The following is a 21,747-nucleotide window of genomic DNA, read 5'->3' as shown; positions in this document are numbered from 1 at the left end:
TTACTCATCCTCCTTCGGGCTTAACAGGAAAAAGATAAATCGGCTCAGCGCGACGGTCGCGAACAGGAGCACCATCGAAACGGCCGCCGCGTAGCCCAGCTCCAGGCGGGTGAACGCGTAGTCGTTAATGTGGTTCTCGAACAGCTGCCCCGCGTATTCCGGCGTCGGATTCATGCCGGACAGCTGCGTACCGATTCCGCCGGATTTCAGCGTCCCGACGATCGACATGACGGCCGCGAACAGCATTTGCGGCTTCATCATCGGAATCGTGATATACCAGATTTCTTGAAGTCTGCTGCTGATTCCGTCGAGTCGTCCCGCCTCGTAAAGCTGCTTGTCGACGCCGAGAATGCCCGCCAGAATGGCGAGAAATCCTAGCCCCATGCTCGACCAGATCGACACGCCGATCATGATCGGCATGAGATAGTCCGTACTGATCGTGAACAGGATCGGCTGGTCGATAAAGCCCCAATTCAGCAGGAAGCTGTTGATGTAGCCTGTCCGGTCGCCGGAAAAGACGACCTGCCAGACAACCGCGAGCGCGATCCCCCCGGTAAGCGAAGGGGTATAAATCGCCAGCGCGAACCAGACGCGAAGCGAATTGGGCAGCTGCGCGATCAGCCACGCCAGCAGGAAGGCAAGCGCGTAACCGACAGGACCGACGAACAGGGCGAACTTGAACGTATTCGGCACGACATGCTTCAGAAAGACGACGTCCTGCGAGAACAACGTTTGAAAGTTGTCCCAGCCTGCCCATTTCGGAACCTCGATCGAGTTGAAATACGTAAAGCTTAACCCCGCCCCGACCAGAACGGGAATCGTGATGAACACGGTGAAAATAAGCAGAAAAGGCGAGATAAACGCATAGGACAGCCGATATTTCCACACCTCGTGGCGCAGCCACGCCAGCCTTCGCAAGATTCGGGCGCCCGTCCGCGGAAAGAATGCCTGCTGCCGTGCCGTAAGCTCTTGTACGTTATTTGACATAGCTTTCCACTCCTTTCCACGGTTCGGTCACTTGCGGAAGATCGAGCGTCTTCAGCACGGCGCCGTCGTCGCCGACAAGCCGGAATTCCCGCTGCTTGCGGGCTAGCTCCCGCTTGATCTCTTTAATCGCTTTCTCAAGCGAAACCCGGTAGTTCTCGCCGTTTACCGCCGTCCGGTTCCAGGCGAAGCCGAGCTCCCGTGCCGTCATGTAGCCGCCGGGCACGTTCTGGATTTCCTTCGTCCACTTCCACTGCTCCAAAATCGTATTCAAATCTTCCGGCTTCCAAGGCATATTGGCGAACGCCTCTACATTGGCCGAATTCCAGCGGAACGTTTCTCCGTAAAACTGCTCCAGATTGAGCCCGTATTCCGTTTGCGTCTCCGCCGACAGGAACCATTGCAAAAATTTCCATGCCTTCTCCTGCCGCCCGGACTCCGAAGATTGAAACAGCATCGAGTTTTGCGGATTCGAGCCGCCCGACCATCGTTCGATCGTCCCGCCCGCATTACGCGTACCGGGAACGGGAGCGATCCCCCATTCGTTCGTCAATTCAGGCGCCGCTACGAGAAGCTGCATGTACATGTTGAAGTCCGCGACTCCGATTGGCATTTCGCCTCTCCGGAACCGGTTATAGAAGCTCTGCACTACCCGTTCGAGGCCTTGCTTCGTGAAAAATTCCGTCCATTTCTTATAAGACTGGAACGCCTCGGGCGTGTCGATTCCGGTACTCAGGCCGTCCTTTGAGTAAAGCTCGACATGATTCTGGAAAAACATCGGCGTATAATCGGCCGGGTCCAAATAAAAGTTGTATTGATTTTGCAGAAGCGTCGGCAGCATCCGGTATACGTCGTCCCAAGAATCCGGAACGGACAGTCCGAGCCGCTGCAAAATGTCTTTGCGGTAAAACAGCACCTTGAAATTGATCGTTTCCGGCACGCCGTAATAGCCGCCGTCATAATAGAACGGCAACAGCGTCCCCGGGTGATAGCCGCCTAACAGCTTATCCGCCCCGGGCAGCTTGCTCAAATCGACCGCCGCATTTCGCAGCGCCATATTGAACGGCACATCCGCCGGCACCCCCAGCGCGACGTCCGGCATCATGCCGGCTGCGTTGGCGAGCGTCAGCATCTCGGCGTTCTGAATCAGATTGATTTTGACCGGTATGCCGGTCTCCGGCGTGAACCGCTCGTTAGCCAGCTGCTGCAGTTCGTCCACATAATCCCGTCCGTAAATCATCCATACGTTCAGCGCTTCCTCCGACTGCTCGTCAAGCCGGTCGCGGTCCGCGAACGAATACAGCAGCGTGCCGACCGAGCTCTTCAATTTCTGGAAGAATCCTGCCGTCATTCGCGGTATTTTCGTATCGGCCGGCGCCACATAGATTTGATCCAGCATAAGCGGCGCGTCGGTCAGCATCGTCCGCCGCGATTCCAAATCTTCCTGGACGGTGCCGAGCTCCGTCATCGATTGCGGGATTTTGTCCGGGTTATTCAGAAGCTTGCCGATGGCGTCCGCACTGTTCTGAATCGCATGCGCGATATCGTCCGTCTTGCTGTTGATCCGCTCCATCTCCCCGATCATGCCGGAGAGCCGGTCACGAACGGCCTTCAGCCGGTCCGTCATGCCCGGAATATCCCTCTCCACGTTCCAGATGCGGAATTTATCTTCCCGGTTGCCCGTTACCTTGCGAAGCTCGAGCAAAATCGCTCTCAGCTCCTTCGATACTTGATCGATCTGAACGATAATCGGCACGTAAGGGGTATGGACAGCTTCCATCGACAGCGTATGCTTGCCTTTGGTCAAATAAAAGCCGTAGCGCTCTCCCTTCTCGTCAGCCAGCGCAAACCCCTGCCAATCGTCGCCGTAAGGAATTTTCACATGCTCCATTTCTTGAAACGGGACTTTCCCGTCGATCGAAACGGAACGGAATACCGCCAAGTTTTTTCTCGCGTTCTGTTTGACGCGCATCGCGATATGATACAAGCCGTCTTCCGGCACATCGATCTCCCAGGAAGCTTTCTGCCCGCCTTTCATCCAGCGCGTTCCGCCGAGCGCATTGTACGAAATCGTCTTCAGCGTATGCGGAGTAGTGAGCGGATCGCGGTCGTATACGTTCTGGATCGAAGTCGAATTTTTGGCGCTCATCCGCTCCGCTTCGATCCGGATAACCTCTCCCTTGCGCGCCGCATCCGGGGGATAAGCCGCTTTCGCTTCGCTGTAAGCGGGAAGCGCAGCAGGCGGCTTCAGCGTAATCGTTCCGAGCGCGACCGGCTGGCGAAGCGCCTCGATCCGGATCGTATTGACGCCCTTCTGCAGCTGCCATTGCAGGGGAGCCGCGTAAGCGCCGCCGGAATCGCGCAGCGTCTTGCTCTTCCAGCCGACAATTTCTTCGACCAGCGGGCGCATCTCATTGCCCGCCGTATCGTGCTTGATCGGCAGCACATCCTTATATTCGCGCTCGAGCAGCATGGAACGCGCTTCTCGAAACGGAAAGGCCCCGTTAAGCCGGGCCGTCAGCATCACCGGCTGGCGGCTGCCGCCGTCCGCAGCCGCAAACGGATAATAATCGACCGCGATTTCGTACAATCCGGCCTCCGGCGCCTCGACTTCGTATTCCACCCAGCCCTTTGGATTGTTCCACAGCAGCACGTCCTGTCTGCCGCCGTACGATCCTGCCGAAACCGCCGCATCGTCCGATTTGCGCGCAAACTGTTTGGCTGGAAACGTTAGCTGCCGCGCTCCGTTTATGGCCCCCTGCTCCCGCCATTTTAGCAATTGATTGTAATAGTACGGTTCCGTCGTCTCCTTGCTAGCGAACGAATCTGCCGCAGTCTTCTTGACCTCCGCATCGGCAACCGCGATAGCGCTTCCGCCCTCGAGAGCGGAGGCGGCAACGCCCGCAAGCATGACCAGACTCAGGAACAACGAGCCGTATTTCCTGCCGTTCGGTTTCACCACCCGTCCCCCTCCTCAATCGGTCAGCAGCAATTCCGTATCTTTATGAAAAAAGAGCGCGCGGTTCATGTTAACCGCTGCCGTCACAAGATCTCCGTCTTCGCGTTGAAACCGTTCGTTCGCGCGGATGAGAAGCAGCTTCTGCTGCTTGATGTCGACATGATAGAACCGGTCGGAGCCGACGAACTCGTTAAATTCCAGCTTGCCGGTAACGATCGCATGCGGCGACGATTGCACTTCGCTCTCTTCAAAGCCGATATGCTCGGGGCGGATGCCCATGACGACGCTTCTGTCGACCAGGTTATGCGTCCGCAGTTCGCTTGCTTGTTTTTGCGTCAGACGCAAGGCGAACCGGCTCGTATGGAACTCCAAATGCCCGTCATTGTGATGCAGCTTCCCTTCGAGGAAATTCATCGGCGGATTGCCGATAAAGTTGGCGACGAAGAGATTAACCGGGCGGTTGTAAATGCGCTCCGGGGTATCGACCTGCTGGATGACCCCCCGGTTCATGACGACGACGCGATCGCCCATCGTCATCGCTTCGATCTGATCGTGGGTGACATAGATGGTCGTCACGCCGATTTTCTTGTGCAAGCTGATGATTTCCGACCGCATCTGCACGCGAAGCTTCGCGTCGAGATTGGATAGCGGTTCGTCCATCAGAAACACCTGCGGCGTCCGCACGATCGCCCGGCCTAGAGCGACGCGCTGACGTTGACCGCCTGACAGCTCGCGCGGCTTCCGCGACAAAAAGTTCTCGATTTCGAGAACCCGGGCGGCCCTTTTCACTGCCAAATCGATTTCATGCTTCGGCAGCTTGCGAAGCCGCAAGCCGAAAGCGATATTTTCGTACACGGTCATATTCGGATATAACGCATAGTTCTGGAACACCATCGAAATGTCCCGGTCCTTCGGGGGCGTATCGTTGACAAGCGCGTCTCCGATATAGATTTCTCCCTCCGTAATGTCTTCCAGCCCGGCGAGCATCCGCAGCGTCGTCGATTTGCCGCAGCCGGAAGGACCGACGAATACGAGAAATTCGTGATCCTGCACCGCCAGGTTGAAATCGTCTACCGCAACTTCCTTGTATTTGCCGTAACGTTTATAGACGTGATTGAATAGTATGCCTGCCATCTCCATCCCCCGCTCCCAAAGCAGATGTCTAGCTTGAATGTCCGGACGCGCCGCAGCTCCCGCGAACGGGCTTGCGGCCAACCCGCAAGATTGGAGTTGGCCGGCCGCAAGCGCAAGGATCATTATTTTTTGTTCTGCATTTCTTTGACGATCGTCGCGTAGTCGTCATCCATTTTTCGCAGGAAGGTGCTGACGTCGTCCGTCGAGGTAATGAATTCGTTCGCCTTCTTGCCGACGTAATCGGAGCCGTTCATTTGAATATCCGGACCGAATCTCGAATAGACCGGCGCTTTCGGCGGTTTCAATGAAATGGCGCCTTTGACGTTATATTTTTTGTCGCCGATTTTGTCGGCTGCGAAATGCTCCATAATGTTCGGATCTTTAAGCGGACTTGCTTTCCCTTTGCGGGCATTGCGTTCCTGAACCTCCGGCGAAGTCAAAAATTCGATCACCTTGAACGCTTCTTGCTTGTATTTGGATTGCTTGCTGATGCCGAGCGTCCAGCCGATAAACTTGGTAGGAGCCGTATTCGGCACGTCCGGCCAAACCGGGAAGCTGACGACATCGAAATTGAAGCCTTCTTTTTTGTTGAATTCCGAGAGCTTGCTAAGATGGTTCAGCTGCATGGCCGCCTGCTGGTTCGCGAAATTTTCCTTCATTCCTTTTTCCCAGTTGCCCGGAATCGATACCATCTGCTTGATCAGATCGAAAAACTTCGCGAAAGCCGGATTTTTGGAAAATTGCGGCTCGCCCGTCGCCGGATCGGTTCCGTTGGCGGAAAGCTGGCTCAAAGCGAACGTATAGTGCCACCACGATTCGAACATGAGTCCTCTATATTTGACGCCGTCACGCTCGCCCGTAACCCGCTTCGCCAACTCGATCACTTGATCCCACGTCATGCCGTCCTTCGGATACGCAACGCCGAATTTATCGAAAATCGATTTGTTGTAGTACAGCGCCGTAGCTACATTTTCGTACGGAATGCCGTACAGCTTTCCTTTGCCGTACGGATCGCGGGCTTTGTATATATCGATCAGCCCGTCTTGGAATTTGCCGAGATCGTACTTGTTCGCTTTAATCAGATCGTCGAGTGGGTAATCCATGTCGAAATCCTTAATGATTTCATAGCCGGTGTGAGCCTGAATAATGTCGGGAACGAGACCTTTGGAGAGCGATTTTTCGATGCCTGCCTGGGTCAGCCCTTCGTCCTCGCTGATCAGCTCCATCGTAATGTTCGGAAATTTGGCCGTAACCTCGTCTTGAATGAACTCTTTAAAGCTTTCGTCGCTCCAGAGCGCGGACATGAACTTCAGCGTAATCGGCTCCGTCGTCATCTCGAGCTTCGTTCCTTCCGCAGGCGCTGCGCCTGTCGAATCCGCCGACGTGCCCCCGTTCTCAGTACCTCCTCCTGACGAGCAAGCAGCAACCAGCGACGCGATCATGGCGAAAGCGATTGCAAAATTCAAGCTTTTATTGAATCGTTTCAATTTAAGCCCTCCCTAAATAGCCGCCTTATTGGCTAGCTTTGATTCCTTATTTGTTGTAAGCGAATACACATTTACGCATAATGGATGTCATCTGCGTTTATCGCATGAAATCAGGGACCGCTTGAACGTTTACCGTGCGTCCGCCGTTACGTATCGATTCGGTCGCCGCGCATCCGGCCGCAACGCTCATTCTCCCTGCCAGCGGCGTCGCCACAGGCTCTTTGCCGTGCAGAATCATGTCCAGAAAGTCGCTGCAAATTTTCGGATCCGCGCCGCCATGGGTGCCCTGCGCTTTCTTGATCTCGTACGTACGGTCTGCGAGCTCACGCAGCGATCCCGATTTGCGCGTTTTTACATAGACTTTGCCGTCCGGCTCGGAGTTTTCGATTCGCCCCTCCGTTCCGATAAACGTGTAGTTGCGGTGATAATCCGGCGTAAAATGACATTGCATATAGGAAGCTTTGATTCCGCCTTCGAGCTCCATGATGACCATATTGTTGTCTTCCACATCGATTTCCCGCCGGTACGCGCACTGGGTTAAATGCTGCAAGCTCGCCTCGGTGCATGAATCCTTTTCGTCGCAGGCCGGACACGTCAGATCGTTCGGTTTATCGCCTCCGTAGAAATCGAGCCCGCCGAAAGCCGCTACCTTTTTCGTATATTTGCCGGTGATCCAATGAATCATGTCGATGTCATGGGAGCCTTTTTGCAGCAGCAGCGAAGTCGTGTTTTTGGAGTTGCCGTGCCAATCGTGATAGTAGAAATATCCGCCGTAACCGACAAAATGCCTCACCCACACCGCTTTGATCTCGCCGATCGCACCCGAGTCGACGATCTCCTTCATCGTGCGGAACATATTCATGTAACGCATATTGAAGCCGACCATCAGATGCTTTCCCGACCTTCGCCACGCCTGCAGAATCCGGTCGCAGCCTTCCACCGTTATGGCCAGCGGCTTCTCGCAAAACACATGCTTGCCTGCTTCGAGCGCCGCAACGGCTTGCTCCTCGTGACAGTAATCCGGCGACGTTACGGCAATCGCATCGATATCTTTGCGTTCCAGCAGCTCGCGGTAATCGGTCGTCACCGAAGCTTCCGGGTTGACGTCCTTCTGGAATGCGGCCAGTTTTTCCGGATAAATATCCGCGCCGGCCACTACGACCGATCTTCCGTCAGGGATGTGCCAGTTTTTCGCGATTCCTCCGCGTCCCCGGACACCGATTACCCCTATTCGAACTTGATCCACGATGTACGTTGCCCCCCTTTGTATCCATGTGAGAAAGTATCCCTTCGCCGGCGGTTCCGTCTTTCGGTGAACATCCGTGCAGAATGAGCTTTCGATGCCGTTTTCTTGGAAAACGTGCAGCGTACGCTTCCGAAGTTTTCTTCGAGAGCGTTTGCATCATGCCGAATCGAAGCTTCGCAGAACGTTTGCCGAATGACGATTCTCCTTGCTTTTTGATGCCGGCGAGGGCGGATTTCCTTTAATCACCATAATAAGGAATTCGGCATCGATCGGGAAATGCACGAAAAAGACCTAGATGTATACAAAACCCACCTATCGTGACATTGGGAATGATTTTTAACATAACGGTTCAGCAATTGTATATTATTGACATAGCCGAAAGTTGCGGTTATGCTTGAACCGTTTCAAACAACCATTCACTCATTTACGCACAACTGCAGCAGGTGTATCCATAAACATAGGACCGTTTGACTATGAGGCTAAAGGCGGAATTACGATGCAGAAAAAAAGAGTGACAATCGTCGAGGTAGCCAAATCCGCCGGCGTTTCGGTCGGCACCGTTTCCAATGTGCTGAATCGGCACAACGCCGTCCCTCTAGCGGAGGAGACCGTCCGTAAGGTGAACGAAGCGATACGGACGCTCGGGTACAGGCGAAACGTAATAGCGGCCAACCTTAGCCGGCAAAAAACGTTCGAGCTTGGCATGCTTATTCCGAGCTACGATGAGTATTTCGTGAAATTTACCGGGGCTGTGGAGCAAATCGTGCTTGAACGGGGGTACCATTTGTCCGTATTCTCCGCTTCGGAGAAACCGGAGCTGGAGCGGAGGCATTTGGAGCTGATGCTTCAGCGCAGAGTCGACGGTCTTTTTTGCCACGGCTTGGCCATGTCTCCGGAGACTGCCGGGAATATCGTTAGCGACGGTACGCCGGTCGTGATGTTCAACGCTTGGGATTGGCCGGATATCGACGTCGGCGCCGTCAATTTGGATGTGGTCAGCGTATGCGCGCAAGCCGTGGTCCATTTGTTCGAACAGGGATGCCGCGCGATATTTTACTTGGGGCTCAAACAGGCGTCCTCGACCGACGAACAGAGAAGAATCGGGTTTCTGAACGGTACGGCGTCTCTGCCGCAATCGGATGTGCTTACGGGTATCCTCGAATTCGAACCGGGGTGGCTGAAGGAAATGGAAAAGCAAAGCGCAGGCATTCGTCCGATCGGCGTGCTTTGCTTTGACGACTATGTCGCCTTCTCCTTCATGTCCAAGCTGCTGGAGCTCGGCTACCGGGTCCCGGAAGAAGTCAAAATTATCGGCATCAACAACAGCTTCATCAGCAGAACGAGCTTCCCCGGCATGACAAGTATTGCAATTCCTTACAAGCTGCAGGCGCAGGCTGCGGTACGTTCGATGATGGAACGTCTGGGGGAAGCTTCTTTCGACGCCCCTGAAACGAGGGGATCCGGCGGGAGCGCAGGCTCGCCCGTGCAAATACCACTGCAATTGGTTCCGCGTAAGTCGACCGAGCTTTGAAGCCGTACGGCTAGCGGCTAGCGGTTATGGCATGGCATTCTAGCAGAAAATCAGCGTGGAAACGGAGCGATGTCACTCCAGTTGCGCAATGTGCCGAACATACGTCATTGACTGGCATAACGGACTTCGAAGGCGTTATGGTTATGCTTTTTACAAATTTGATGGAGTTAGCGGATTTTCGGGGCGTTATTCCTGGGGTTTCAGTCTAACGATGGAAAAATCGCCCGGAATAAGACCATCAAAGTCCCCTATCTGTCGCCTAGATGGGTAAAAGAAAGCAGTAACGCCTCTAAAGTCCTTTTTCCCTCCGGAATTCGCATTGCTTTCACCATGGTTGAAACGATTCAACAATAATGAACGATCACTTGGAAAAGAGGGATTTACGATGAAAATGCCGTTTATCGAGGAACTCGAAAGCGATCTTCGCCTCCTGTACGACAATCTGGAAGGAGTCCCGACTTTCGCGGAATCCGGCGGCGTTACCGCAATCGGGGAAAGAGCGTTCCCGGTAGCCGTAGGACGCACGACACCTGTCGTTGCAGCGGCGAGATACGGGGAAGGCCGCATCGCGGCGGCCGGGCACGAGGCTTATTTCAGCCGGTTCGCCTCCGGCGACGAACCCGATCCGTTTACCCGCAACATGTTCCGCTGGCTGACGAATGAGAAAGCAGGCCCTCTCCCCGAACCTGTAAGAATCGTAAACTGGGAAGCGGAACGGCCCGTTCCCGAACGGGTTCCGCTCGTTCAAATCGACGGCTCGCTTAGCGATATCGATCTTCCTTATGTAGACGCTTACATACAAGGCGGAGGAGCCGCAATCGTCGCGTTGAAGGGCTGGGAACTGGAGGAAAACCCTCCCCCGTCGGGAGCTCCCCTTAAAATACGGGAATTTCCGCTGCAAAAGCTGTTGAACAAGGCCGGGCTAGGTTTGCTAGGCAACGTTTCCGTTTGGAATGCGGGAGCTTCGCTGCCTATGCCGTCCGTAGATACGGCGACGCATGCGCACGCTTTGTTTCTGCTGCATCAAGCCAGGTTGGTCGAATCGGGCGCTCTGACCATCGAGCAGCTCCCCGTAGGGCCGCCCTTAGCTGCCGTCAAGCAAAAAACCGAAGCGGTCACCGCCATACTCAGCCGTACGATCGAAGCTTTAACCGATGTCAGCCCGCTAAACGGGCAATTGCAGGATGAAGTGCGTCAGCTCGCCGAGATCGGGCTCCCGCTTGACCGGTCAAGCATGCCTTATACGGGCGCTCTGCTCGTCCAGCGCTTCAAGCAGGCGACGCTTCATCCGGACGGCGGCAAATCCCCTTACGCGGATCTGTTCCCCGGCAAAGTGGAAGCGGAGGCTCCTCTCGTTAACGGCAGAGAAGTGTGCGTGAATTTCGATTATGCCGATCTAAGCTACTTGCGCACGCTCTATGCCCCCGAGAACTGGCAAAGCACCGGCTTGTACGCGCCGGCCGGCCAAACGATCGAAATCGCCGTGCCCGAAGGCGCCGAGCATCTTGACGTTCAGATCGGCTCGCATACCGATACGTTGTTTCATCTCCCCAAATGGGATCGCGCCCCGCTGATCGCGCTTCGGCAAAAGCTCGAGCCCGGCACTAACCTGCTGAGCAGTCCTTACGGCGGCTTGATTTATTTTATTCCGAAGCAGCGGAAAGCGGAAGCAAGCCTGACCGTTACGATAAGCGGGGCCGTCCAAGCGCCCTATTTCGTGTCCGGACAAACGAGCGACGAGGAATGGAGCCGGTCCTTGCGGAACGCTCCCGCTCCGGTTGCGGAGCTGCAGGGCAAGCGGATCGTTTTGACCGTTCCGTCGGATGCCGTCCGCAGCCTGGGCAGCCCGCAAGATCTGATGAACAACTGGGATGCCATGGTCGATGCCTTCGACGAGCTCGCCGGTCTAGCGCCGGATAAACCGCTGCCGCACCGAAGCCCCGACCGTCCGCACCGGATCGTCGCCGATACGCAAATCAGCGCAGGCTACATGCATGCCGGATATCCGATTATGATTCCGATCGAGCCGGCTGGCCGCGATGCCGTCGATTTCGCCAAGGTGCGGAACGTCAAAAGCGGCTGGGGCTTCTGGCACGAGCTTGGCCACAATTACCAGCAGGTACCGTGGTTCTGGGATATGATCGTCGAAGTGACCGTCAATCTGCACTCGCTGAACATGCAGGATCGTTACGGCAACCGGCCTCGTCTGTTCAGCGCGAACAAAGAAGGACGGACGCATTACGATGTTGCGTTCGATTTCATGCAAAGCCCGGATAACGGGAAGCGTTTCGAACATATCGATTTTTTCGAACGGCTGGTCATGATCAGACAGCTGCAGCTTGCTTACGGCTGGGACTTCTATACGCGGCTGCATATCGCTTACCGGGAGCTTCCCGAAGAGCAGTTGCCCCGCACCGACCAGCAAAAGCTCGATCTTCTCGTCGTCATGATGTGCCGAACGAGCGGGGAGAATCTGTCCGTCTTTTTCGACAAATGGGGCTGGAACTATACCGAGGACGCCCGCTCGCAAGTGGCCGCGCTTGGATTGCCCGAGCCGCAAACGGACATTTGGATGCTGAAAGAATCAGCGGAGTTTATCCTTGCTGAGATATGAACAACCGCTGCGCAGCGGCCGGCATGGAAAGGGGGTGAATGAGTTTTAGCCGGTCGATATCTTCGTTGGCCGATCGTCTACTTGACGAAGCTTCAAGCATGGCAAACGTCTATGCACCTGGTCAGTCCGGAAACCAAATACGCGAGGTGGGAATATGTTGATCAAACCGTTCAAAAAGTGGATGATCTCTTCTCTATGCTTGATCACTCTGGCAGCCTCAGCCGGTCAGACAGCCGTTCATGCTCAGCAGTCAGCAACCGAAGCCGTAACCTCAGACGCAACCTTGCAGAACGATCTGAACGTTTTTTACAAGGATTTAACCGGCATTCCTACTTATTCGTCCTCCAACAGCGGCGGCGTAAGCGCAATCGGCGAGCAAGCGTTCAACGTTGCCGTCAGCCAGCCGACCACGCCTAACATTGCGGCGGCAAGATACGGTCAAGGCCGCGTCTACTTAGCCGGGGACGACCTTTACTTCAAGCCTTCCGAGCAAACCGACACCGATAAAATGACGATCGTGCGCAATAGTCTCCAGTGGCTTACGGCAGACGCCAAAGCGGTTAACCCGAATGCGGTTACCTATGACGACGCCCTTGCCGGACACGGCCGCCTGCAGATGATCACGACGTCCCCGTCAAGCCGCTTTCAAGTCAATTCCGCCTTGCCCATCGATCTGAAACGAATCGACAGCTGGTCCTCCGCGGAGCTCGATCCTGCCCGGTATCCGGTCGCCTACGTCGACTTCCCGGTTTTCCAAACGTCGGATGACGATATTCCGTACCTGGAAGCGTACGTGCGGAACGGCGGAAGCATCGCGGTAGCCGCGAAAGGCTGGGTGCTCGAGACATACGCCTCGAACTACTTGGGCGACAGCTATAAGGGAAAAACCGCCAGCCTCGGCGTCGACTACCCGATCCAGAGGCTGCTCAACAAGTTCGGCCTCGGCCTGATGAACAACACCGCCACCAAAACGAACGGAACGCTTCCCGCACCTACGGTCGAGCAAGCCAAGGGAGCGCATGTGCTGACGCTTATGGGGCAAGCGAAGGCGATCGAAGCCGGCACGCTCGATCTTGGCCAGGTCAAGCTGGGCCCTCCCGGTGCGGATGCCAAAACGAAGCTGACCATTATGGCCGCCATACTGGGCGGCACGATCGGCGCTTTGACGCCGGCGAGCCCGCTGTACGCAGCCGTTCAGAGCGGCATCGACGACCTCTCGCGGCTGGCGTTCCCACTGGATAAATCGAAGGCGCCTTACAGCAGCGCGCTGCTCGCGTTCGTTCTGAACAGAGTAAGCCAAGAAGCCTCTCCTGCCAAATCGCCGTTCGCCGATCATTTTCCCGGCATCGTTCCGGACAACGCACCGATCGTGAACCGGAAACCGGTCGAGGTTAATTTCGACCTGCCCGATTTCAGCTACTTGCGCATGGCATATCCGCCGGGTGCATGGATCAGTACCGGTTTATACGCGCCCGCAGGGAAGGAAATCGTCATTGACGTTCCGGCCGGAACCGAGGATCTGGACGTGCAGATCGGCGCCCACACCGACAATTTGACGAGCAAAGACATCTGGAAGCGTATCCCTGCCGTTACGAAACGGCAAAAACTCGTTCCCGGCTTGAACAAAATCCAAAGCGCCTACGGCGGTTTGCTGTACCTCATCCCGACGAAAGCAAAACCGGCGACGAAAACGACCGTAACCGTAAGCGGAGGCGTGAGCGCCCCGTATTATGTATCCGGTCAAACGAGCCTGGAGGACTGGATCGGCTCGATTCGCAGCAATCCCGCACCGTGGGCCGAACTGCAGGGGCGGCGGGCGATCGTCACCGTACCTTCCTCGCTGATTCGCAACTTGGACGATCCGAAAGCCTTGATGGACAAATGGGATGCCATAATCGACCATTACGACGAGCTTACCGGATTATCGCCGGAAGGCGCTTTGCCGCATCGCAGCCCGGTCGCCCTTCCGTTCCGTTACGTAGACGACGTGCAGATCAGCGCAGGTTCCGCACACGCCGGATACCCGATGATGTTCGACAATTACGGCACGAAATTGACGGATGTCGCTAACGTAACCGCCAAGGGCTGGGGCATTTGGCACGAATCGGGCCACGAATACCAGCAAAACCCTTGGAAATGGGGAGCGATCGTCGAGGTTTCCGTCAACATCTACTCGCTCTACGTTCAGGAGAAGTTCGGCAACGCATCGAATCTGCTGAGCAGAGACGCGCAGGGCAAAGATTCATACGACAAAGCTTTTGCATACCTAAGCAGCGATTTCCCGGGCAAAACGTACGGCAATACGTCCCAGCTCGATCTTTTTAGCGAGCTCGTCCTGTTCAAGCAGCTGCAGCTTGCGTACGGATGGGATTTCTATACGGCCATGCATACCTATTACCGCGACATGCCGGCCAATCAAGTGCCGCAGAACGACCAGCAAAAAATCGATACGTTCGTCGTGACGGCTTCGCAGTTATCCGGCGAAAACCTGCTGTCGTTTTTCGACAAATGGGCGGTCCCTTACACCAAAGACCCGATACGCGCGCAAGTGGAGGCCATGCATTTGCCTAATCCGCAAACGCCCGTATGGACGTTAAAGGAAACGAATCCGCTTTCTCCGCCTGCGATCACGCTTACGCCGGATACTTCCGGCTGGAGCGAAACGGATGTAACGTTCACGATCACGGACGGCGCTACCCAAACGCCATCCGTACCCGCTAGAAGCCAATACCGAATCGGAGACAAAGGCACATGGAAGGATTATACCGTACCTGTCGCGATCGATGCGGAAGGCGAAACGAACGTCTATGCAAGAATGATCGATCAGGCCGGGTTGACGAGCGAACACGCCCTCCGAACCATCCGGATCAATCGGCCGATCGCCTTCGATCAAAGCGAATACCGGCTATACGCCGGACAATCGGCGCAAACGGCCGTACGATTGATCGTCAACGGCAGCGCGATCGACGTTATGGCGAACGCCGTCTTTCAATCGCAGGACGCCAGCATCGCTTCGATCGGCGCAAACGGACTCTTGACGGGGCATCAGGCCGGCAACACGGTGATCACAGCCGCGTACGGCGCCAAAACGGCTTCCGCAAACGTGAAGGTATTGGTTGACAGCGTACCGCCGGTAACGACGGACGACGCGAAAGCCGGCTGGCATAACGCTCCGCAAACGGTCACGCTGGCGGCGAGCGACGGCGAAAGCGGCTTGGCCAAAACGTACTACAGCCTAGACGGCGCTCCGTTCGCGGAAGGACTGACGATTGCCGTCGAAAGCGAAGGCGTCCATACGATCGGCTATTACAGTATAGATGCGGCTGGAAACCGGGAAGCCGACCGTGCCGTCACCGTCCGGATCGACTACACCGGTCCGGTTATCGAAGGAACCGTCACGCAATCGGTTTATCAGTCCGACTCGCTGACGGTTTCGATTCAAGCGACCGACCCGCTGAGCGGCGTTGCGTATACGGCATACGAATGGGACGGCAAACCGGTCGGAAGCCCGGCCGGAATCAGTCCCCTCACCTTATCTGCCGGCACTCATCTGCTCCGCGTTACCGCTGCCGATCATGCAGGAAATACGTCGTCCAAAGCGTTCGCCGTTCAAGTAACGGTCGATGCCGATCATTTGGACGAAATCTTGCACGCAGGCAGCGGCAAGGGCTGGATTTCCAACCACGGCATTTTGCAAAGCCTGCTTGCCAAAGCGGCAAACGTGCAAAAACAGCAGGACGCGAAGCAGCTGCTAAACGCATTGCGTTCGCTGGAACATGAAGTTTCCGCGCAAGCCGGCAAACATATCGATGCGGAATTCGCGAGCTTGCTGCTGGGCGACATTGCCTTTTTGAAGGCTTCGATCGAGTAATAAAGGGTAATGCGAAGGGCTGCTCCTGGGGCTGGATTTTTACTCCCCCGGAACAGCCCTTTACTGGTTCTGAAGCCTAATTAACGTACGGCTTTCAAATGATACAGCCTGCTGAGAAAGTCGCCCTTAGCCGAAGGCAAGTTGAACCCGATGCTCATCAGCTCGTCGCCGCCGAACGTCGCCGGCTCCAGGCCGTTCTCCTGTCCGGCTTCGCGCAGCGAATAGTCTTGTCCTTCATCGAGCCCCTGCAGCCTGAGCTTGTGCAGCGCCGCATACGGCTCGGCCAGCACTTGAAAGTGCGCGACAAGCGCTTCGCTCCGGTCCTCCGACACGAACATCCATGCCGTTTGGTTGCCCTCGAACGGACTGCGCAGCCTGTAGAACTCGCCGAACTGCACAAGCGGACGCAGCTCCTTGTACAGCGCCACCTGCCTTTTTACCGTCTCCTTCTCGTCATCCGTAAACTTGGTCAAATCGAGCTCGTAGCCGAAATTGCCCGACATCGCCACATCTCCGCGCATGTCCAGCGACGTTATGCGGTTCACCTGATGGTTCGGCACCGCCGAAACATGCGATCCCATCGTGCTGACCGGATATACGATGCTCGTACCGTACTGGATTTTCAGACGCTCGACGGCGTCGGTATTGTCGCTCGTCCATGTTTGCGGCATGTAATACAGCATACCGGGGTCGAAGCGTCCTCCGCCGCCCGAGCAGCTTTCGAACAAAATATGCGGGAATGCCGACGTGATCCGCTCCAGCACCTCATACAAGCCGAGCATGTACCGGTGCGCGGTCTCCCGCTGGCGTGCCGGTGGCAGCAGCGCCGAGCCGATCTCCGTCATATTGCGGTTCATGTCCCATTTCACGTATGCGATCGGGCAGCTCGCCAAAATATCGGACAGCGCCTTCACGATATACTCGCGCACGTCCGCACGGGAATAGTCCAAAATCAGCTGCTGTCTTGCTTCCGTACGGCGGCGGTCCGGCACGTGCAGGCACCAATCGGGATGAGCGCGGTAAAGGTCGCTGTCCGGGGACACCATCTCCGGCTCGAACCATAGGCCGAACTGCAAGCCGAGCTTATTGACGCGGGCAACCAAATCCTCCAAACCGTTCGGCAGCTTGTTCTTATCGACGAACCAGTCCCCGAGCGAGCTTTTGTCGTTGTCCCGCTTGCCGAACCAGCCATCGTCCAGCACGAACAGCTCCAGGCCGAGCTCTTGTCCGGCTCTTGCTAAATCTTCGATCTTATCCGCGTTAAAATTGAAATACGTCGCTTCCCAGTTGTTGACTAGAACCGGACGCGACCGATCGCGATGCTCTCCGCGGCATAACCGGGTGCGATACAGCTTATGGTACATGCGGGACATGCCGCCGAGTCCTTGCGCAGAGTAGACGAGCACCGCTTCCGGCGCTTGGAACGATTGACCGGGCTCCAAAAGCCACGAAAAGTCGAACGGGTTGATGCCCATCACGACGCGAGTCGTCTGAAACGGGTCTACTTCCGCCTGCGCGAGGAAGCTTCCGCTGTATACGAGGCTGAACCCGAAGGCTTCGCCATGCGTTTCGGTCGTATCTTTGGCGAGCAGCGCGACAAAAGGATTGATCGAATGGCTGCTTGCACCGCGCCGGCTCTCGATCGAGGAGCCGCCGGTCGTCAACGGACGCTTGACGATATGCCGCTCCCGCGCCCACGAGCCCGACAAGTGCAGCATATCGAAATCCGCGTGCGGGAAATCGATGCCCATGCTGAGGGCGCGCAGCAGGCGGAGCTCGCTATGCCCCTCGTTGAGAAAGCGGACGGAACGGGTCACGGCGTCAAAATCGCGATAGACGGTGTAGGTTAGAATAGCCTTCAATCCGCTTACTTTGTCCGAAAGCACGAGGTCGAGGCTGTCGGCCTCGTCGTCTTGCTCCGTATAGGTCGATGGAAGCCCGTCCAGTTGCGGCTTCCCCTTATAAATGCGATGCGACTCGTACAGCAGCTCGCAAACGGTTGAACCGTTCTCAAGCTGCACCTGAAACGCAGGCACGCGGTAATCGCTGCTTCCATGGGAAGGAAACTCCTGCGGCAGCGTATCCAGCGACCAGCCCCGGTCAGCCGAATCCGTCGTCGGCGAGAACGAGCTTCTCCCGCGATACGGGATAACGGCGCCCGGGTTCGTCCCTCTTACCTTGCCGCCCCAATGGACGTGGGCGATGTAGCCCGACTTGACGATTTGGAGAATATAGCTGGAATTCGGTCCTTGCAGATGAAAGATACGGGTCTTGCTATCGAAAATAATGCTCATGGTCGCCTCCGGAATACGGGATAATGGACTGTTAAATGACTATTCGTCCATTATAGGCGGAAGCGGCGGCGTCTTGTATGGATTTTTATAAGGTTCACATGGACAAATGTAGTTTCGTTGGCCGTCCCGTGCGGAAACGCAGCGCGAAAGATTTCTCTCATTCGCAGCACAACCGAACATATGTCCGCCGTTTTTATGCTATAATGGGAATAAAAACGCGAAGCGTTATGCCTGACTCCAACCTGCGAATGAAAGGAGTTTCCATGCAGCAGCATTTCCTAACGAATAAAGAGATCAAGCGCTTGTGCGGCAATAGCGCCTACGAGCGCGGCGAACGCTTGTACGAGTCCCGTCAAGTGACCGAGCTTTCGTTCGATCCCCAAAAAAACCGCTATACGGCAGTCGTATCCGAACACGAGGAATTTAACGTGACGGTTATTTTTAATAGAAGCATGTTCGCAAACGCGTCCTGCAGCTGCCCTTCATTCGGCAGCTATTATGTCTTCTGCAAGCATGTCGCCGCCGTCATGTTCCATATCCGCGACTACGTCCCCGGCAGGGATGCGGAACCGGACGCGCCGCACCATTCTCTGCACGAGACCGGACGCACGGCCGATCCGGCCGTCTCCAACCGCGACTTGCTGTTAACCCGCAACATGATCGCGCTCTTTGCCAAGTCGGCTCCCCCCGCCCGGGCGGCGTCTTATTTCACCGAACAGCGGCAGCGGCTGGAGACCGAGTTTATTTTCGGCGTTACGACTGCCTCCGCGCGCAAAGGCATGATCACCCTTGAGATGAAGGTCGGACCCAAGCGCCTATATGTCGTTCAGAAACTCAAAGGCTTCCTCGAAAGCGTCGAGCGGCGGTCCGCCTTCGAATTCTCGAAGCATTTTATTTACGACCCGATGGTGCATGCCTTTCAGGAGCAAGATATGGCATTCATCCGCGAGCTGATCGATGCGGTGCGCAATGAAACGGTATACCGCAGCGCCTTAAGCAAAAGCGTCTATATAAGCGATTACTCGTCGACGGAAGGCCGAACGCTGTTCATCCCGCCTGTAACCTGGGAGCGGCTGCAGGCGAAGCTGCCCGGCGTAACGGCGCGGTTCGAGCATGGCGGCCGTATGGTCGAGCGGCTTGACATCAAGGAAGGGCAGCCGCCGATCAGCTTTCAATTAAGCAAACCGTCGGACGAGGCGTTCCGGCTCGACATGTACGGCCTGGAGGATGTAACGGTTCTGGAAAGCTACGGCTGCACGCTCGCGGAAGGCACGCTGTACCGGATGAAGGAAGCGCAAATACGCCGGCTGGCCGAGATGAAGGAGCTGTTCCGCCATGCCGACCGGCAGCGTCTGCTCATCCCGCTGGCCGAGCTGGATACGTTCATGGAACGCGTCATCCCCGGCTTGAAGCAGATCGGCAGCGTAGCTATCGCCAAGGAGATTGCGGACCGTATCGTAACCGCTCCGCTGCAGGCCAAGCTGTATCTGGACCGCGATGACGACCAGCTGCTGCTCAAGCTGACGTTCGCGTACGGCGAAGTCGTCTTCGATCCGCTCCGTCCGGGTAGCGGCAAAAAGGATCACACGGAGCTGATCTTAGCGCGCGATCCCGAACGGGAAAGCCGCATCCTGGATGTGCTCGAGCAAGCCTCCCTTGAGGACGGCGAAGACGCGTTCGTCATTGCCGGTGAGGAGGAGGTGTACCGGTTCTTATACGAGCTTCTGCCGGCGCTCGAGCGTCTGGTCGAAGTGTATGCCACCTCAGCCGTAAAAATGTTGAAGCAGCCGCTCACGCAGCCTAAGGTAACCGTCAATTTGGACGAGCGGACGGAATGGCTGGACATCCGTTTCGATATGGAGGGCATCGGCCAGAAGGATATCCGTCATATTTTGCGCAGTCTGGTCGAGAAGCGCAAGTTCCACCGTTTGCCTGACGGAGCGTTTGTTTCATTGGAAGGAGAAGGGCTTGCGGACATCGCCGGCTTTTTCGCGCAAACGGGCTTCCGCAGCTCGGACTTTAAGGAGGGCAGGCTGTCGCTGCCTCTGGCCAAGGGACTTTACCTGCTTGAAGCCGGCACGGACTCCCGCCAGATCAAGATCGGCAAGCCGCTGCGCGAGCTGCTCGACAATCTGCGGAACCCGGACAGCTTCGATTTTGCGGTGCCCGAATCGCTTTCCCCGATACTCCGGGATTACCAGAAGTATGGGTATCAATGGATGCGGACGCTGAGCCATTACCGGTTCGGCGGCATTTTGGCGGACGATATGGGACTTGGCAAAACGCTGCAAAGCATTGCGCTCATGCTATCCGGTAAAGAGGAGCTGGAGAAACGCGGCGGCGACGATAAAGAAGGACCGGTTCTGATCGTCTCTCCCGCATCCCTTACCTACAATTGGCGGAACGAGCTGAAGCGCTTCGCTCCGGCTTTGCGGACGGCGCTGGCCGTCGGCGATAAGCAGGACCGGGAATCGCTGCTAAACGAAATGGCGGACGTCGACGTCGTGATTACGTCGTACCCTCTTCTTCGCCGAGATACGGAGCTGTATGCGGGACGCTCGTTCCGGCTGCTCGTCCTGGACGAAGCGCAGGCGTTCAAAAATCACGCCACGCAAACCGCCCAGGCGGTTAAGGAAATTCAAGCCGCCCGCCGCTTTGCGCTTACCGGAACGCCGATGGAAAATTCGCTGGAGGAGCTATGGTCGATTTTCGACGCCGTCTTTCCGGAGCTGTTCGAGAGCAAGAGAGCGTTCGCGAACCTCACGCGCGAAGAAGTCGTGAAACGGGTGAGGCCGTTCATCCTGCGCCGCATGAAGAAGGATGTGCTGAAGGAGCTCCCGGACAAAATCGAGACTCTGCAGACGTCCGAGCTGACCAAGGAGCAGAAAAGGCATTATGCCGTCTATTTGGCCAAGCTCCAGAAGGAAACCGCCAAACAGCTGGAGGCGGAAGGCTTTCAGAAAAACCGGATCAAAATATTGGCCGGCCTTACCCGGCTGCGGCAAATATGCTGCCATCCCGCGTTGTTCGTGGAAAACTATGACGGCGGCTCCGGCAAGCTCGAGCAGCTGCTCGACATTATGGAGGAATGCATCGGTTCGGGCAAGCGCATGCTCATTTTCTCCCAATTCACCGAAATGCTTGGCATCATTCGCCGCGAGCTCGCGGAAAGGGACGTACCGTTCTTTTATCTGGACGGCGCAACGCCGGCAAGCCGGCGGGTCGAGCTGTGCCAGCGCTACAACGAAGGCGAACGCGACATTTTTCTGATCTCGCTGCGGGCGGGCGGTACGGGACTCAACTTGACGGGAGCGGACACGGTCATTCTGTACGATCTCTGGTGGAACCCGGCCGTGGAGCAGCAGGCGATGGACCGCGCTCACCGGATCGGCCAAAAGAACGTCGTTCAGGTCATCCGTCTCATCAGCCACGGCACCATCGAGGAGAAAGTTGTCGAGCTTCAGCAGCGCAAGAAGGATTTAATCGACACCGTGATCCAGCCGGGCGAAGAAGCCCTGTCGGCATTGACGGAGCAGGAAATCCGCGAACTGCTGATGCTGGAATAGCCGAAGCCGTATGTCTGAGGTTAGTCTAGGCGACGAACAGGATACTTTCAATGTCCGTACG

Annotated in this window: 10 protein-coding genes; 4 read left to right on the top strand and 6 right to left on the bottom strand. The window is 56.2% G+C overall.

Going from position 1 to position 21,747, the window contains the following annotated elements; all coding sequences use genetic code 11:
• The 5 genes from ACKGJP_RS10640 to ACKGJP_RS10620 form a co-directional block, all read right to left on the bottom strand.
• Positions 1–987 carry a carbohydrate ABC transporter permease gene (locus ACKGJP_RS10640; protein WP_409345626.1) on the bottom strand — a complete coding sequence of 329 codons (987 nt, stop codon included), beginning with the start codon at positions 985–987 and terminating at the stop codon, positions 1–3.
• On the bottom strand, positions 977–3,946 hold the full coding sequence (locus ACKGJP_RS10635) for an extracellular solute-binding protein (protein ID WP_409345625.1): 2,970 nt from the start codon (positions 3,944–3,946) through the stop codon (positions 977–979). Before ACKGJP_RS10635 ends, ACKGJP_RS10640 begins: the two co-directional genes overlap by 11 nt.
• 12 nt (positions 3,947–3,958) lie before the next feature.
• Positions 3,959–5,077, bottom strand: a complete 1,119-nt coding sequence (locus ACKGJP_RS10630; RefSeq protein WP_409347128.1) for an ABC transporter ATP-binding protein — start codon at positions 5,075–5,077, stop codon at positions 3,959–3,961.
• Positions 5,078–5,199: 122 nt separating this feature from the next.
• A complete protein-coding gene (locus tag ACKGJP_RS10625; protein ID WP_409345624.1) occupies positions 5,200–6,564 on the bottom strand; it encodes an ABC transporter substrate-binding protein in 1,365 nt (454 codons plus the stop codon).
• A gap of 97 nt (positions 6,565–6,661) precedes the next feature.
• The gene (locus tag ACKGJP_RS10620) at positions 6,662–7,810 is read right to left on the bottom strand and encodes a Gfo/Idh/MocA family protein (RefSeq protein ID WP_409345623.1); all 1,149 of its coding nucleotides are present in this window, start codon (positions 7,808–7,810) and stop codon (positions 6,662–6,664) included.
• A 496-nt stretch (positions 7,811–8,306) separates the two neighbouring features.
• Here ACKGJP_RS10620 and ACKGJP_RS10615 point away from each other — a divergent pair, with 496 nt between their 5' ends.
• From ACKGJP_RS10615 to ACKGJP_RS10605, 3 genes are all read left to right on the top strand, one after another.
• Positions 8,307–9,341, top strand: coding sequence for a LacI family DNA-binding transcriptional regulator (locus ACKGJP_RS10615; RefSeq protein WP_409345622.1), 1,035 nt, complete (start codon positions 8,307–8,309; stop codon positions 9,339–9,341).
• 385 nt (positions 9,342–9,726) lie between these two features.
• On the top strand, positions 9,727–11,955 hold the full coding sequence (locus tag ACKGJP_RS10610; protein ID WP_409345621.1) for a M60 family metallopeptidase: 2,229 nt from the start codon (positions 9,727–9,729) through the stop codon (positions 11,953–11,955).
• Positions 11,956–12,109: 154 nt separating this feature from the next.
• Positions 12,110–15,826, top strand: a complete 3,717-nt coding sequence (locus ACKGJP_RS10605; protein WP_409345620.1) for a M60 family metallopeptidase — start codon at positions 12,110–12,112, stop codon at positions 15,824–15,826.
• 80 nt (positions 15,827–15,906) lie between these two features.
• On the opposite strand, the gene ACKGJP_RS10600 is transcribed toward ACKGJP_RS10605, so the two are convergent.
• Positions 15,907–18,120, bottom strand: coding sequence for an alpha-galactosidase (locus ACKGJP_RS10600; protein ID WP_409345619.1), 2,214 nt, complete (start codon positions 18,118–18,120; stop codon positions 15,907–15,909).
• 263 nt (positions 18,121–18,383) lie between these two features.
• Here ACKGJP_RS10600 and ACKGJP_RS10595 point away from each other — a divergent pair, with 263 nt between their 5' ends.
• Positions 18,384–21,686: an SNF2 helicase associated domain-containing protein gene (locus ACKGJP_RS10595; protein WP_409345618.1), complete on the top strand. Its 3,303-nt coding sequence runs from the start codon at positions 18,384–18,386 to the stop codon at positions 21,684–21,686.
• Positions 21,687–21,747 lie beyond the last annotated feature (61 nt).

The organism is Paenibacillus litoralis (assembly GCF_046244365.1).
Taxonomy (GTDB): Bacteria; Bacillota; Bacilli; order Paenibacillales; family NBRC-103111; genus Paenibacillus_V.
The sequence above is the reverse complement of the archived record's forward strand: the minus strand, read 5'-3'. Positions and strand labels throughout refer to the sequence as shown.

Bases quoted from the DNA above. Each gene is read 5' to 3' on its own strand.
- ACKGJP_RS10595 (WP_409345618.1), top strand. From the start codon at position 18,384: ATGCAGCAGCATTTCCTAACGAATAAAGAGATCAAGCGCTTGTGCGGC.
- ACKGJP_RS10600 (WP_409345619.1), bottom strand. From the start codon at position 18,120: ATGAGCATTATTTTCGATAGCAAGACCCGTATCTTTCATCTGCAAGGA.
- ACKGJP_RS10640 (WP_409345626.1), bottom strand. From the start codon at position 987: ATGTCAAATAACGTACAAGAGCTTACGGCACGGCAGCAGGCATTCTTT.
- ACKGJP_RS10630 (WP_409347128.1), bottom strand. From the start codon at position 5,077: ATGGCAGGCATACTATTCAATCACGTCTATAAACGTTACGGCAAATAC.
- ACKGJP_RS10615 (WP_409345622.1), top strand. From the start codon at position 8,307: ATGCAGAAAAAAAGAGTGACAATCGTCGAGGTAGCCAAATCCGCCGGC.
- ACKGJP_RS10610 (WP_409345621.1), top strand. From the start codon at position 9,727: ATGAAAATGCCGTTTATCGAGGAACTCGAAAGCGATCTTCGCCTCCTG.
- ACKGJP_RS10605 (WP_409345620.1), top strand. From the start codon at position 12,110: ATGTTGATCAAACCGTTCAAAAAGTGGATGATCTCTTCTCTATGCTTG.